The organism is Micromonospora sp. SD12 (assembly GCF_052068495.1).
Taxonomy (GTDB): Bacteria; Actinomycetota; Actinomycetes; order Mycobacteriales; family Micromonosporaceae; genus Micromonospora; species Micromonospora echinofusca.
This window is the reverse complement of record NZ_JBQHDF010000008.1, coordinates 80,293-94,563: the sequence shown is the minus strand read 5'-3', so window position 1 is coordinate 94,563 and position 14,271 is coordinate 80,293. Positions and strand designations below refer to the sequence as shown.

The window sequence follows — 14,271 nt, the reverse complement described above, 5'->3', positions numbered from 1 at the left end:
CCCGGTGACCGCCTCCCACCCTGTCAACGTCGCGCCGGCCGCCGGGTCCGGCCCCGCTCCGTCGCCGGCGCCGCACCGGCCGGACGCAGCCACCGTCACCACGGACCCGGGCCCGCAGCGCCCCGCCGGCGGACCACCGCCACGCGAGTACGGGCTGGACGCGCTGCGGGTCGTGGCGATCTGCGGCGTGGTGGCGATCCACGTCTTCGGCGTCATCGTGGGCCAGGACGACCTGCGCGGCAACCTCGGCTGGTGGGTGGCCACCGCGATCGACATCGGGGCGATCTGGACCGTACCCGCGTTCATCATGATCAGCGGGGCGTTCGTGCTCGACCCCCGGGCACACCGGGCCGGCCCGGCGGCGTTCTACCGCAAGCGGTTCGCCCGGATCCTCCCCGCCATGATCGTGTGGCACGTGGTGTACGTGGTCGTGGTGCGGATGGCGATGCGCGGCGAGGAGATGAGCCTCACCCTGCTGACCCGCCTGCTGATCGACGGCAAGGTCTTCACCGCGCTGTACTTCCTCTGGCTGATCGCCGGGCTCTACGTGCTCGCGCCCGTCCTCGCGCCGTTCCTGCACGCCGGTGGGCGGCACCGGGCGCTGGTCACCGCCGGCGTCGCGCTGGGCTGGACGATGGTCGCCTACATGATCCCGGGCATCGCCCTCATCCTCGGCGACTCCCGTCCCAACATCCTGACCAGCTGGAACCGGTGGTGGCCGTACGTCGGCTTCTTCATCGCCGGCTGGGCCCTGCGCCGGATCGTGCTCAACCGGCTCTGGACGGCGCTCGCCCTGCTCGGCGCCGGCCTGCTGCTGGCCGAGGCGATCTGGCAGTTCGGGGTGGCGCCCCAGCACCGGCTGCTCCAGGCCACCTTCCCGGTGATGGCGACCGGCACGCTGGTCGCCGCCGCCACCCTGCTGATCTTCATGGCCTCGGTGAGCATCGGGTCCCGGGTCACCTGGCGCCCCGCGGTGGGCCGCCTGGTGACGCGCCTCTCCGACGCCTCGTTCGGGGTGTTCCTGATCCACCTGCTGGTCTTCGAGGTCTTCCGGCAGCTCATCCCCGACGTGGAGGCGGGGCGGTCACTGGAGGTCATCGGGTTGACCTACCCGGCCGTGCTGGTGATCTCCTTCGCCGTCTCCATGCTGGCGTCGAAGATCCCGTACGTCCGCGCGGTCTTCTGACCGCCCCCACCGCGAGCGCCGACGGCGGCCCGGACGATCGGAATCGTCCGGCCCCCCGTCGCTCGTGGGCCCGGGCCTGACGGCCGACGGCCGCCCGCCTCCCGCCTCAGCGGGGGGACGGACGGCCGCCGGCGCGTCGTCTCAGCGAAGGAACGAGGTGAGCTGACGGGCCGTCCAGGTGCCGTCGTGATAGGTGCGGGCGTACTCGGCGGAGGCCAGGCCGATCTTGGCGGTCGCCTCCCGGTCGTCGAGCAGGGACTCCACGACCGAGGTGAGGTTGGTCGGGGTGGCGTTGACGATCGGCAGGTCGCCGCCGACGGTCTTCGTGACCTGCTCGCTGAGGTAGGCCACCACGGGCTTGCCGGCGGCCATCGCCTCGACCGCGAAGGTGCCGAAGCTGCCCGTGGTGAACTGGTCGAGCACCAGGTCGCAGTCGCGGACCAGCTCACGCATCTCGGCCCAGGCGACCCCCTCGGCCAGCCGCAGCTCAATGACGCCCCGGTCGTGCAGGGCCTGCATCGCCGGCAGGATCCGGTCGGTGCCCTTGGTCCACCGCTTGGACGGCGCGTGCAGCACCAGCGGCCGGGGGCGCTGCATCACCGGCCGGTCGCAGGCCCAGGCGTCGACGTCCACCACCAGCGGGGCCCACGTCGCCCAGGGCAGGTCCTCGAGCAGGTCCGGCGTGGTCACGAAGGCCGGCAGCCCGGACTCCTCCGCCACCCGGCGGTTGCGCTCGGCCTTCTTGCGCAGCTTCGCGGCGATCCCGTCGGGCGCGTCGCTGAACAGGGAGAACTCGTGGCGTTGCTGGTGGCGGTCCGGGTGCCGGATCTCGCTGCCGTGCGCCAGCAGCGCGACCTTGATCCCGGCCTTGCGCAGCGCCGGCAGGTCGCCCTCGATGTTGTCGCCGTTGAGCTGGCCGAACAGCGGCATGAACGCGTCCACCAGCACGTGGGTGTACTGGCTGAGCACCCGGTTGAGCTGCTCCAGCTGGAAGTCGAGTTCCGGCTGCCGCAGCGAGTCGAGGTAGATGTCCGCCGGGTAGTCGAACGAGCCGGGCAGCTTGTTCATCACCACCTGCACCGACACGTCGGTGTTGTCGCGGCAGATGGCCCGGGCGAAGGCGGCGGCCTGGCCGGCGTAGTTGGCCGGGCCGAGACCGAGGCGGATCGGCGTGTCACCGAGCTCGCGCCAGCCGCCCAGGGGACGCGGCTCGGCGGTGCCCGTCGACGGCGCGGTGACCGGGCGCTCCTGCACCGTCCACGGCACGTCGCGCGGGCCGGCGGGCGCGACGCCGGAGAGGTCCCGGTAGAGCTGGAGCAGCTTGCTGCTCTGCCGCTCCCAGGACAGGTCGTCGAGGATCGGCTCGCTGATGTGCGCGGCCAGCTCGGCCCGGCGGGCGGTGGCCCGGCGTACCGCCTCCGTGAAGCCCGCCACGTCGCCGGAGGTGAAGGTCTCCCCGATGTCGTGCCCCTCGACGAACGCCCGGACCACCTGCACGTCGCTCGTGACCAGGGGAAGGCCGGCGTGCAGGTACTCGGAGACCTTCGTCGGCAGGGACAGCTCGCAGTTCGGGGTCCGCTGGAACGGGATGAGGCCGAGGTCGGCGGAGCTGAGGTAGTCGGCGACCTCGTACGGGGCGACGTAGGGAACCACGTGCACCCGGTCGCGCGTGCCGTTCGCCTCGGCCCGGGCGAGCAGCTCCTCCAGCAGCGGGGTCATCCGGCCGCTGACCAGGGCCAGGTGGTGCTCCGGCAGCTGCGGCAGCGCCGCGATGACGGTGTCCAGCCCGCGTTCCTTGCCGATCCAGCCCGCGTACACCATCAGCGGCACGCCCTCGGCGATGCCGGCACGCTCCCGTACGGAGGCGGTCACGGCGCCGCTGCGGATGCCCTCGCGCACCGGCGAGTTTCCCACCACCATCGGGGTCTTCGGCAGCCCGTACTCGGTCTGGAGCTTCTCCGCGATCTGCTCGGAGACGGTGACCACCGCGTCGGCCCGGCCGATGAACTCCCGCTCGGCGGCCCGCACGCCGCTGGCCTGCTGCGGCTTGGGCCAGGCGACGCCCTGCACGTACTCGTGGGCGTCGTAGAGCCAGACGCAGCCGCGCCCACGCGCCCGCAGCCGCGCGGCGCTCATCGCCGCGGTCGGGATCGTGTTGATGTCGTTGGCGTGGATGACGTCCGGCTCCAGCTCCTCCAGCACCGGCCCGAACGCCAGGTCGATGTCGAGCAGCGTCGGCCAGTCGGTCCGCCAGTCGCCGGTCGGCGGCAGCGGCTGGGTGCTGTGGAACTGTTCCCAGCCCCAGGCCCGCAGCCGGAACTGGTGGACCGCCTCGTGCGCCCGCAGCCAGGCGCGCGGCGGAGGGTTGCGCTTCGCCGTCTGCGACCGGAGCCAGGCCTGGTGCGAGGCGCGGTAGCGCGCCAGCGCGGACTTGTCCGGGATGCCGAACTGCGTCAGCGTACGGCGGACCCGGTGCTCGCGGGCCGGCCGGCGCGACAGGGTCTGCGGCACCGGCACCCGGATGACCTGGATCGGCCCCATGGCGGAGCGCTCCGGCTCGCCCTTCTTGCGGCTGCTCCGGCCCACCAGGACCACGTCCCACCCGTCCCGGGCGGCGGCGATGGCGGTCTTCTGTACGCGGGAGTCGCCGGTGATGCCGTTGGCGACCAGTACGACGAGCCGCGGCGCTCGGCGGGGCGTTGACATGCGCTGTCCTTCGTGGAGGAGGGCTGGCGGTGGAGGGTGCCCGACCGCGGTCCGCCGGACGCGGACCGCGGTCGCCCGGGGTCAGCGGGTGGAGAGGGTGTCCCCCGCCGGGGACGCGGTGCCCGTGCCCACGGCGATCGTGCTGCCGTCGGTCGCGGACCGCAGGACGGCGCCGGCCACCTCGACCGTACGCAGGCCCTGGCGCAGGGTCACGATGTCGCTCTCCTTGCCCTCGACCGCGTCGCGGAAGCGCTCGTGCTCGACCAGCAGCGGCTCCCGCTTCGGGATCGCGTAGCGCACCATGTCGCCCTCGGCGACGCCCCGGAACGCGCGCAGCGCCTCCCACTCGGTGTCGATGGCGCCGTTGGCGTAGAAGGTGAGGTCGGCGGTGAGGGTGTCGGCGACGAAGCAGCCCCGGTCACCGGTGATCACCGTGGACCGCTCCTTGAGCGGGCTGAGCCAGTTGACGAGGTGGTTGACCATGGTGCCGTCGGCGAGCTGCCCCACCACGGCGACCATGTCCTCGTGCAGCCGGCCGCTGCGCGAGACCGTCCGGGCCGACACCGAGGTGTATTCCTGGCCGGTCACCCAGCTGGTCAGGTCGATGTCGTGGGTGGCCAGGTCCATCACCACGCCGACGTCGGCGATGCGGTGCGGGAACGGGCCCTGCCGGCGGGTGACGACCTGGTAGACCTCGCCCAGCTCGCCCGCCTCCAGCCGGGTGCGCAGGTTCTGCAGGGCGGGGTTGTAACGCTCGATGTGCCCCACCCCGGCCACCAGGCCGGCGGCCTCGAACGCCTCGACGAGCCGCAGCGCCGCGTCCACGCTCTGTGCGAGGGGCTTCTCGATCAGGGCGCTGACGCCGTTGGCGGCCAGTTCCATGCCGACCTGCTCGTGCAGGGCCGTCGGGCAGGCCACCACCGCGTAGTCGACGCCGAGGGCGAGCAGGTCGCCGAGCTCGGGTACGACCGGTGCGCGCAGCGTGCCGGTGGTGTCGCCGGCCGGGTCGACGATGCCGACCAGCTCGACGCCGTCCAGGCCGGCGAGGACGCGGGCGTGGTTGCGGCCCATCGCGCCGAGGCCGATCAGGCCGGCGCGCAGCTTGCGGCCGGCGCTCATCGGGCACCCCCGGCGAGGTTCGCGCCCTCGGCGATGCGCTCCAGCTCGGCCTCGGTCAGCGAGGGGTGCACCGGCAGGGAGACGACCTCGGCGGCGGCCCGCTCGGTCTCCGGCAGGTCCCAGGGGCCGGGCTTGCCGTCCTCGGTCAGGTAGGGCTTGAGCCGGTGGATCGGGGTCGGGTAGTAGACGGCGTTGCCGATGCCCAGCTCGGTGAGGCGCTGCTGGGCGGCGTCCCGGTCGCCCTGCACCCGCACCGTGTACTGGTGGTAGACGTGCCGGGCGGCGTCGGCGACCGGCGGGGTGACCATGCCGGTGATCTTCGAGTCGAGGAACTTGGCGTTGGCCCGGCGCTGCTCGGTCCACTCGCCCAGCTGGCCCAGCTGGACCCGGCCGATGGCCGCCGCGACGTCGGTCATCCGCATGTTCGCGCCGACGATCTCGTTGGCGTACCGCTGCTCCATGCCCTGGTTGCGCAGCAGCCGCAGGGTGCGGGCCAGCTCGGCGTCGCCGGTGCTGACCATGCCGCCCTCCAGGGCGTGCATGTTCTTGGTCGGGTAGAAGCTGAAGCAGCCGGCGGTGCCGAAGGCGCCGACCGGGGTGCCGTTCAGCGCGGCGCCGTGGGCCTGGGCGGCGTCCTCGACGACGGCCAGGCCGTGCCGCTCGGCGATCGCCATGATCCGGTCCATCGCGGCGGGGTGGCCGTAGAGGTGGACCGGCATGATCGCCACGGTGCGCGGGGTGACCGCGGCGGCGACCGCCTCGGGGTCGAGGCAGAAGCTGCCCGCCTCGATGTCCACGAAGACCGGCTCGGCGCCGACCAGCCGGACGGCGTTCGCGCTGGCCGCGAAGGAGAACGACGGCACGATGACCTCGTCACCCGGGCCGAAGCCGAGGGCCATGAGGGTGAGCTGCAGGGCGGAGGTGCCCGAGTTCACCGCGACGCAGTGCCGCCCGGCGACCAGCTCGCCGAACTCCTCCTCGAAGGCCGCGACCTCGGGACCCTGCACCACCCGGCCGCTGCGGAGCACCCGAACAGCCGCTTCGATCTCGGCGTCACCGATGATCGGCCGCGCTGGGGGAATGAACTCTGGGTGCGGCCCAGCCATGGGGCATCCTCCTGTGTCAGATGGTGCTCGGGTGGGGTTCGGGGTGCGATACTAGCCCGTTGCAGATCGGGTCGAGACCGACGAGGTCAACGTTCACGCACCGGCCCGGTGGGGTTCAGAAGCGGTCAGGGACCGGGTGTCCCACACCGCCGGTTCGTCGAGGGACGGACCGGTACATGCTACCCGTAGGGCCGCGACGATCGCGGCGGCCATGCGGGCGATCTCCGGCGTGTCAAGAGGTGTCCGCGAAATCGCCAGCCGCCAGTAGACCGGCCCGACGATCAGATCCGCCGCGCCGCGCCGGTCGGCTCCCGCCGGCAGCTCGCCCCGCTCGACCGCCCGGCCGATGACGAGTTCGCCGACCCGGTCCTGGTAGCCGGTCAGCGTCCGCTGGAGGGTCTCGGCGATCTGCGGGTTGCGCGCCGCCTCGGCGAGCAGGTCCGGGATGATCTGCGAGGCCAGCGGGTGGCGTAGCGCACCGGCGGCGACGAGCAGCAGCAGCTCCACGTCGCCGTGCAGGCTGCCGGCGTCCACCATCGGCAGCTTGCGCCCGGCGACCGCGGAGACCATGTCCAGCACCAGCTCGAGCTTGGAGCGCCACCGGCGGTAGATCGCCGTCTTGCTGACCCCGGCCCGCCGGGCCACCGCCTCTATCGACAACCGTCCGTAGCCGACCTCCGCCAGCTCCTGGGTGACCGCGCGGCGGATGGCCGTGGTGATGTCGTCACGGAGCACCGCCGCACCGGCCGGCACCCGCCTCTTATCGGTCTTCACGTGCAACAATGTAGCGCAGCGACGGTACGGTTGCGTCCCGACGTGTTTTCCACTACGGTTCGCCCGGCGACGAGGCGGCGCTCCGCACCGGCCACGCTCTCCCGTCGTCGCGCACAACCCGTTGGCACGAAAGAGATCGGAGCGCCTAACCATGGCCAACACCACGGTGGCGGACCCGGATTCCGGGCTCACCGGGGCCCAGCTCGCCCAGCGCTACGGTCTCCGGTTCGCCGGCGAACGGCCGTCCCTGGGCGAATACGCGGGGCAGCTCTGGCACTACCGGCACTTCATCGCCGCGTACGCCAACGCCAAGCTGGTGGCGTCGTTCAGCAACGCCCGGCTGGGGCAGCTGTGGCAGGTGCTCACCCCGCTGACCAACGCGGCGGTCTACTACCTGATCTTCGGCGTGGTGCTGGAGCAGGACAGGACCCCGAACTTCATCGCCTACCTCTGCACCGGTCTGTTCATCTTCAACTTCACCCAGACCGCGGTGCAGAACGGCACGCAGTCGATCACCAGCAACCTGGGCCTGATCCGGGCCCTGCACTTCCCCCGGGCCTGCCTGCCGCTGGCCGTGACGATCACCCAGTTCCAGCAGCTGCTCGGCTCGATGGTGGTGCTCGTCCTCATCGTGCTGGTGACCGGCGAGCCGATCACCCTGGCCTGGCTGATGCTGCCGCCGGCGATCCTGCTCCAGACGGTCTTCAACGCCGGGCTGACCATGGCGATGGCCCGGTTGGGCTCGAAGCTGGCGGACCTCAAGCAGGTCATGCCCTTCGTCATGCGCGCCTGGATGTACGGCTCCGGGGTGCTCTACAGCGTGGACCTCTTCAGCGAGCAGCTGCCCTCCTGGGCCTCCAGGCTGGTCGAGCTCAACCCGGCGCTGGTCTACATCGAGCTGGCCCGGGTCTCGCTGCTGGAGAACACCCCGACGCTCAGCTCCTCCCTGCCCCAGCTCTGGGTGACGGCGCTGGGCTGGGCGATCGTGATGGGCGTCGGAGGTTTCATCTACTTCTGGCGAGGCGAACAGGAGTACGGCCGTGGTTGAGCACTTCGAGTCGTCCAACGACGTGACGGTGACGCTGCCCAAGGTGCGGGAGCGCATCCCCACCGTGGTGGTGGACGACGCACACGTCATCTACCGGATCCACAAGGGCGCCGGTGGGGGCGGCGGCCCGGTCGGCGCGCTCAAGCGGATCATGAGCCGCACCTCGGCGCCGAACATCCGGGAGGTGCACGCGGTCAAGGGGGTCAGCTTCACCGCGTACCGGGGCGAGGCGATCGGGCTGATCGGCAGCAACGGCTCCGGCAAGTCGACCATGCTGCGCGCCATCGCCGGCCTGCTGCCGGTCAACCGCGGCGCGGTCTACACGCAGGGGCAGCCCTCGCTGCTCGGGGTCAACGCGGCCCTGCTCAACGACCTCTCCGGCGAGCGCAACGTCGTGCTGGGCTGCCTGGCCATGGGCATGTCGCCCGAGGAGGTGCAGCGGCGGACCCCGGAGATCATCGACTTCTCCGGCATCAACCAGCGGGGCGACTTCGCCTCGCTGCCGATGCGCACCTACTCCTCCGGCATGGGGGCCCGGCTGCGGTTCTCCATCGCCGCGGCCAAGAAGCACGACGTGCTGCTCATCGACGAGGCCCTCGCCACCGGCGACAAGATCTTCCGCAAGCGCAGCGAGCGGCGGGTACGGGAGCTGCGGGAGGGCGCCGGCACGGTGTTCCTCGTCAGCCACCAGCTCTCCTCGATCCGGGACACCTGCGAGCGGACGATCTGGCTGGAATCGGGCGTCCTGCGCATGGACGGCCCGACCGACGAGGTCGTCCGGGAGTACGAGGCGTTCAGCGGCAAGTAGCGCCCCGGCGCACGTACGGCATCCGCCCGGTGCCGGCCGACCGCGTCGCCCCGTGGGGGCGGCGCGGTCCGCGCGTTAAGGTTCATCCGGTCGCCGCGCGGGCGGAACCTTCTGTTCACGCACCCTGAGAGTGAGGCTTCGGCAATGACGCAGGACCACACCGCTGGCCCGACCGCCGCACCGGAGAACCCGGCACCGTGGCGGCCCTCGCGGACGGTGGCGGTGGTGCTGGCCGGCGGCACCGGGACCCGGTTGGGCCTCGGCATCCCGAAGCAGCTGCTCAAGATCGCCGGCAAGCCGATCATCGAGCACACCCTGGCGGTCTTCGAGGCGGCGCCCGAGATCGACGAGATCGTCGTGCTGATGGCCACGGGGCACGTCGCCGACGCCCAGCAGATCGTCGACAAGGCCGGCTTCCGCAAGGTCACCAAGGTGATCGAGGGCGGCGACACCCGCAACGCCACCACCCGGATCGCGCTCGACGCCGTCGGCGAGGGCGACTGCAACATCCTCTTCCACGACGCGGTGCGGCCCCTGGTGAGCGGCCGGATCGTCCGCGAGTGCGTGAACGCGCTCTGGACGTACTCGGCGGTCGACGTGGCGATCCCGTCGGCCGACACGATCGTCCAGGTCGACGAGGACGACTGCATCACCGACATCCCCGTGCGCTCCTCGCTGCGCCGGGGCCAGACCCCGCAGGCGTTCCGCTCGGGCACCATCCGCGAGGCCTACCGGCTCGCCGAGGGCGACCCGCACTTCGCCGCCACCGACGACTGCGGGGTGGTGCTGCGCTACCTGCCCGGCACGCCGATCAAGGTCATCGACGGCTCCGACGAGAACATCAAGGTCACCCACCCCGTCGACGTGCACCTGGCGGACAAGCTGTTCCAGCTCGCCGCCGCGCAGGCGCCCCGGGTCACCGACGAGCGCAGCTACACCGAGGAGCTGACCGGCCGGACCATCGTGATCTTCGGCGGCAGCTACGGCATCGGCCACGACCTCGCCGAGCTGGCCCGCCGCTACGGCGCGCAGGTCTTCCCGTTCAGCCGCTCCAGCACCGGCACCCACGTCGAGCGCGCCGAGGACGTCGAGGCGGCGCTGAAGACCGCCTTCGAGGCCACCGGCCGGATCGACCACGTGGTGGTCACCGCCGGCATCCTGGAGAAGGGCGCCCTCGCCGAGATGGACCAGGAGACCATGGACCGGGTGCTCCAGGTCAACTTCGTGGGACCGGTCATCGTGGCCCGCCAGTCGCTGCCCTACCTCCAGCAGACCAAGGGTCAGCTGCTGCTCTACACCTCCAGCTCCTACACCCGGGGCCGGGCCCGCTACGCGCTCTACTCCTCCACCAAGGCGGCCCTGGTCAACCTCACGCAGGCGCTCTCCGACGAGTGGGCGGAGTTCGGCGTACGGGTCAACTGCGTCAACCCCGAGCGGACCGCGACCCCGATGCGCACCAAGGCGTTCGGCGAGGAGCCGGAGCACACCCTGCTCGCCGCCGAGACCGTCGCCCGGTCGTCGCTGGACGTGCTGATCTCGGACCTGACCGGTCAGGTCATCGACGTGCGTCGCGCCCCCGGCGAGGTGCCGGCCCAGCCGGGGCCCGCGCGGGCCGAGCGGGACGCGAGCCTCGCCGACGCCGGCTGACGGCGGATTCGGACCACGGCGGGAAACGGAGCCGACATGCGTGGTGACCTGGTTCGGAAGCTGCTCGCCCGCGCGCTGGCCACCGGCCTGGCGGTGCTGGCGTTCCTCGTCGTCGCGCTGACCGGCGCGACCGGCTGGGGGCTGGGGCTGGCCGTGGGCGCCCTCGCGGCGGCCGCCTGGGAGCGGCGGGTACGCCCGGGCGCCGACAACGCGGCGGAGACCGCGCTGGTCGCGGCGGCGATCCTGGTCGGCTACGCCCGCCGCCTCGACGCCGGCTTCGATCCCGCGCTGGCCGCGACCGCCCTGGTCCTGCTGGGGCTGGTGCTGCTGGTCAATCCGCTGCGGGACGCGGGCGGCCTGGAGGTGCGCGCCGCGAACCTGCCGGTGCGCTCCTGGACGCCGCTGGTCGCCGCCCGCCTCGGCGACGCCCTGTCGGGGCTGCTGGCCCTGCTGGCGCTGGCGGCCGTCGCGGGCCTGCCGGCCGGCGTCGCGCTGGCGGCCGTACTGCTGGTGGCCGCCGGCGCCGGGGCGGTCGGGCTGGACCTGGCCCGGCGCCGGTTCCGCCCGGGGGCCGGCGGTTCGGCGGTGTCCCGCGCGCTGCGCCGGCACCAGCCTGAGTTCCTGCTGCACTTCTCCGCGCCGCCGGGCTCGGAGTACCAGGTCACCATGTGGCTGCCGTACCTGGAGCGGATCGGCCGGCCGTTCCTGGTGATGGTGCGCGAGCCGGAGTTCCTGCCGTTGATCGCGGCGGCCACCAGCGCTCCCGTGGTCTACTGCCCCACCACCAGGGCGATGGACGAGGCGCTGGTGCCCAGCCTGCGGGTGGCCTTCTACGTCAACCACGGCGCGAAGAACAGCCACTGCATCCGCTTCACCCAGCTGACCCACGTCCAACTGCACCACGGCGACAGCGACAAGGCGCCCAGCGCCAACCCCGTCTCGGCGATCTTCGACCGGATCTTCGTCGCCGGCCAGGCCGCCATCGACCGGTACGCCCGCGCCGGGGTGGACATCCCGGCGGAGAAGTTCGTCGTCGTCGGCCGCCCGCAGGTCGAGTCGATCGAGGTACGCCCCGAGCCGGCGCACGGCCGGGCCGACCCGACCGTGCTCTACACGCCGACCTGGACCGGGCACAACGCGGACGCGAACTACTGCTCCCTGCCGGTGGCCGAGACGCTGCTGCGCCGGCTGCTCGACCGGGGCGCGACGGTGATCCTGCGGGCCCACCCGTACACCTCGCAGAACCCGGCGTCCGCCCGGCAGCTGGGCCGGCTCACCGAACTGCTGGCCGCCGACCGGGCGCGCAGCGGCCGGCAGCACGTCTTCGGCGCCGCCGCCAGCCGGGAGCTGACCCTGACCGAGTGCGTGAACCGCTCGGACGCGTTGATCTCCGACGTGTCCGGGGTGATCTCCGACTACCTCTACTCCGGCAAGCCGTACGCGGTGACCGACATGGTGGGCTCCGGCGACCGGTTCTGCGAGCAGTTCCCGCTCGCCGGATCGGGCTACGTGCTGCGGCGCGACATGTCCAACGCGGACGAGGTGCTGACCGCGCTGCTGGACACCGATCCGCTGGCCTCCGCCCGCTGGGTCACCCGGAGCCGCTACCTGGGCGACTTCCCCGCCGAGTCGTACGCCGAGGCGTTCCTGACGGCCGCGCGGCGGCAGCTCGACGAGGGCTGGAACCCGCCGGCCCCGCGTACCGCCGGCGGGCCCGGCCTGCCGGTCGACCCGGACGAGGCGACGCTCTCCCCCGCCACCTGACCCGCCCCGGCGGGGACGGTCAGCGGTACGGCTCGACGAGGTCCAGGACCGTCCCGGGGGCCTCCACGTGGGCGTTGTGCCCGAGGCCGGGCAGGGTGGCGACCGGCACGCCCAGCTCCTTGAGCTGAGCGTCGGTGACCATGGGGTCGTGCTCGCCACGGGCCAGCAGCACCGGCACGTCGGTCGCCGCCAGCAGCGCGGGCAGCTCCGGCTCGCCCACGTCGAACGCGGCGGGGTCCATCGCCAGCCGCCAGCGGCCGTCGACCTGCCGCAGCCCGGCCTCCACGACGGGATGGTCCGGTGCGAAGAGCCCGGTCAGGCCGGCCACCCGCAGGTAGCGGCGGGCCGCCTCGTCCCGGCTCGCGAACCAGGTCACCGGACGGGCCGCCAGCTCACCCGCCTTCGCCAGCTCGGCCGGCGACCAGACCGCCTTGATGCCGACGCCGACCACGGCCTCGACCGGAACCCCGGCGCCGCGGGCGGCGAGCGCCAGCCCGACCACCCCGCCGAGGGAGTGCCCCAGCACGACGAGCCGGTCGCCCGCCGTCAGCCCGGCGGCGATCCGCCCGGCCAGCCCCGCGAACGAGTACTCCGGCAGCGGCGGCGACCAGCCGTGGCCGGCGAGGTCCGGCGCCAGCCACCGTCCCGCCCAGCGACGCTCCAGCAGCGACGCGCAGGGCAGCCACACGTCGCCGGTCGCACCCATGCCGTGCAGCAGCAGAAGCACGCGCCGGCCGTCGCGGTCACCCGATTCATCGACCATGCCGCGCAGTCTGTCACCGACCGGGGCGCCGGGCGAGGGCCGTGACCCGGACACGACAGCGGGCGCCGGCCCCCGGGGTGGGGGGCCGACGCCCGTCGGGATCGCTCAGGCGGAGTAGCCGCGGGTGGCAGCCCAGTTCGCCAGGGCGATGGTGCTCATCCAGTACGACGCGGTCGCCGGGTTCGCCGAGTCGGCGATCTTCACGAGCCGTCCCTCGTCCTGGTAGCCGACCACGGCGATGTAGTGGCCGCCGGGGAACGAGTGCCAGCCGCCGTCGGTGTCCGTGGCGCTTCCCGCGACGTTCACCACGACGCCCCGCCCGTCACCGATGGCCGCGACGACGTCGGCCTGGAGCCGGTCCATCTGCGCCGGGGTGGCGGCGCCGCCGGGGATCATCCGGGTCCGGTACGGCTCGCCCTTCACCGTCGCGTTCAGCACGCGGGTGGTGTCCTGGGCCGAGTCGGTGCCCATCTGGTCGGTGCCCAGCTGGGCACCGAGGGCGTCCTGGCTGCGCGCGATGCCGGCGGCGCTGAGGGCGTGCCGGACGGCCGCCGGACCGCAGTTGTAGAACGTGGTCTGGGCCTGGTAGTCGTAGTCCAGGCTCTTCGCGGCCGGGGGCTTCGGCGGCTCCGGCTTGCGCGTCAGGTCCGGGTCCGGGGCGGTGCTGGTGGCGCTGGCCGAGGGGGCGGCGGTGGCGGTGGCGGTGGCCGGGGCCGCGCTGGACGGGGCCGTCGCGATCCGGGCCTGGCCGCGCGAGGCCGCGGTGTCCTCGCGTGGCTCGCTCGCGGCGACCGGGGCCTGCGCGGCGGCGGGGGCCTCGTCGGCTCCGGCCAGCAGCGCGCCCGTGCCCGACGCCAGCACGAGCGCCGCGGCGGACGCGGCGGCCAACTGGTACGAACGCTCGGACGTGAGGCGACGTAGCTGTCGCCTGAGGTGGTGCTTCACGATTTCCTCCACGGGCTCGGGGGGCGAGCGGCCGGCGGTCCGCGCCGAGGGCAGGGCGGACCGACCGCGCGGACGGGCGTCCGTGCGGGTCGTGGGCCACTCAGGGAATGCGCCCGGGATGCCGGGCGACGGACGGTGACCGGTCGGTCAGCTCGCGACCTGCGAAGGGGCGAGCGCGGGCACCGCGGCGCCGTGGAGACGGCGGAACAACCGAGGGGTGGGTGGGTGCTGCACGGGGATGGAACTCCTTCCGACGCCGCCGACCGGGTTAGCTGACGGATTCGGGCGGGAAGAACGCCCTACCACAGGCCTGCGGCCCACGGATTCACCCCACGAAGCACTGGGTCCCCGGCTCGTCGTTCACGATTAGGCGGGTCGGTGCGGCGTCGCCTCTGGACGATCGGG

At 73.0% G+C, this 14,271-nt stretch carries 11 protein-coding genes and 1 riboswitch; of the genes, 5 read left to right on the top strand and 6 right to left on the bottom strand.

What is annotated here, in order from left to right; all coding sequences use genetic code 11:
• Nucleotides 1–4 precede the first annotated feature (4 nt).
• Entirely contained in the window at nucleotides 5–1,186 is a 1,182-nt protein-coding gene (locus ACTMS2_RS17630) for an acyltransferase (RefSeq protein WP_441176347.1), read from the top strand.
• Nucleotides 1,187–1,327: 141 nt separating this feature from the next.
• On the opposite strand, the gene ACTMS2_RS17625 is transcribed toward ACTMS2_RS17630, so the two are convergent.
• The 4 genes from ACTMS2_RS17625 to ACTMS2_RS17610 form a co-directional block, all read right to left on the bottom strand.
• The gene (locus ACTMS2_RS17625) at nucleotides 1,328–3,892 is read right to left on the bottom strand and encodes a glycosyltransferase (RefSeq protein ID WP_441176346.1); all 2,565 of its coding nucleotides are present in this window, start codon (nucleotides 3,890–3,892) and stop codon (nucleotides 1,328–1,330) included.
• Between the two features lie 81 nt (nucleotides 3,893–3,973).
• Nucleotides 3,974–5,011, bottom strand: a complete 1,038-nt coding sequence (locus ACTMS2_RS17620) for a Gfo/Idh/MocA family protein (RefSeq protein WP_441176345.1) — start codon at nucleotides 5,009–5,011, stop codon at nucleotides 3,974–3,976.
• Nucleotides 5,008–6,117 carry a DegT/DnrJ/EryC1/StrS family aminotransferase gene (locus ACTMS2_RS17615; RefSeq protein ID WP_363895652.1) on the bottom strand — a complete coding sequence of 370 codons (1,110 nt, stop codon included), beginning with the start codon at nucleotides 6,115–6,117 and terminating at the stop codon, nucleotides 5,008–5,010. The genes ACTMS2_RS17620 and ACTMS2_RS17615 overlap by 4 nt, the downstream gene beginning before the upstream one ends.
• Nucleotides 6,118–6,210: 93 nt before the next feature.
• Nucleotides 6,211–6,891 (bottom strand): TetR/AcrR family transcriptional regulator, encoded by a 681-nt coding sequence (locus ACTMS2_RS17610; protein WP_441176344.1) that lies wholly within the window; start codon nucleotides 6,889–6,891, stop codon nucleotides 6,211–6,213.
• A gap of 151 nt (nucleotides 6,892–7,042) precedes the next feature.
• Between ACTMS2_RS17610 and ACTMS2_RS17605 the strand changes: the two genes are divergently transcribed.
• The 4 genes from ACTMS2_RS17605 (at nucleotide 7,043) to ACTMS2_RS17590 (ending at nucleotide 12,158) form a co-directional block, all read left to right on the top strand.
• Nucleotides 7,043–7,939 (top strand): ABC transporter permease, encoded by an 897-nt coding sequence (locus tag ACTMS2_RS17605; protein ID WP_441176343.1) that lies wholly within the window; start codon nucleotides 7,043–7,045, stop codon nucleotides 7,937–7,939.
• Entirely contained in the window at nucleotides 7,932–8,747 is an 816-nt protein-coding gene (locus tag ACTMS2_RS17600; RefSeq protein WP_441176342.1) for an ABC transporter ATP-binding protein, read from the top strand. The genes ACTMS2_RS17605 and ACTMS2_RS17600 overlap by 8 nt, the downstream gene beginning before the upstream one ends.
• Before the next feature lie 144 nt (nucleotides 8,748–8,891).
• Entirely contained in the window at nucleotides 8,892–10,394 is a 1,503-nt protein-coding gene (locus tag ACTMS2_RS17595) for a D-ribitol-5-phosphate cytidylyltransferase (protein ID WP_441176341.1), read from the top strand.
• 36 nt (nucleotides 10,395–10,430) lie between these two features.
• Nucleotides 10,431–12,158, top strand: a complete 1,728-nt coding sequence (locus ACTMS2_RS17590; RefSeq protein ID WP_441176340.1) for a CDP-glycerol glycerophosphotransferase family protein — start codon at nucleotides 10,431–10,433, stop codon at nucleotides 12,156–12,158.
• 19 nt (nucleotides 12,159–12,177) lie between these two features.
• Here ACTMS2_RS17590 and ACTMS2_RS17585 read toward each other — a convergent pair whose 3' ends face one another.
• Entirely contained in the window at nucleotides 12,178–12,921 is a 744-nt protein-coding gene (locus tag ACTMS2_RS17585; protein WP_441176339.1) for an alpha/beta fold hydrolase, read from the bottom strand.
• Nucleotides 12,922–13,026: 105 nt separating this feature from the next.
• Entirely contained in the window at nucleotides 13,027–13,878 is an 852-nt protein-coding gene (locus ACTMS2_RS17580) for a C39 family peptidase (protein ID WP_441176338.1), read from the bottom strand.
• Nucleotides 13,879–14,108: 230 nt separating this feature from the next.
• Nucleotides 14,109–14,249: riboswitch (cyclic di-AMP (ydaO/yuaA leader) on the bottom strand.
• Nucleotides 14,250–14,271: the final 22 nt, after the last annotated feature.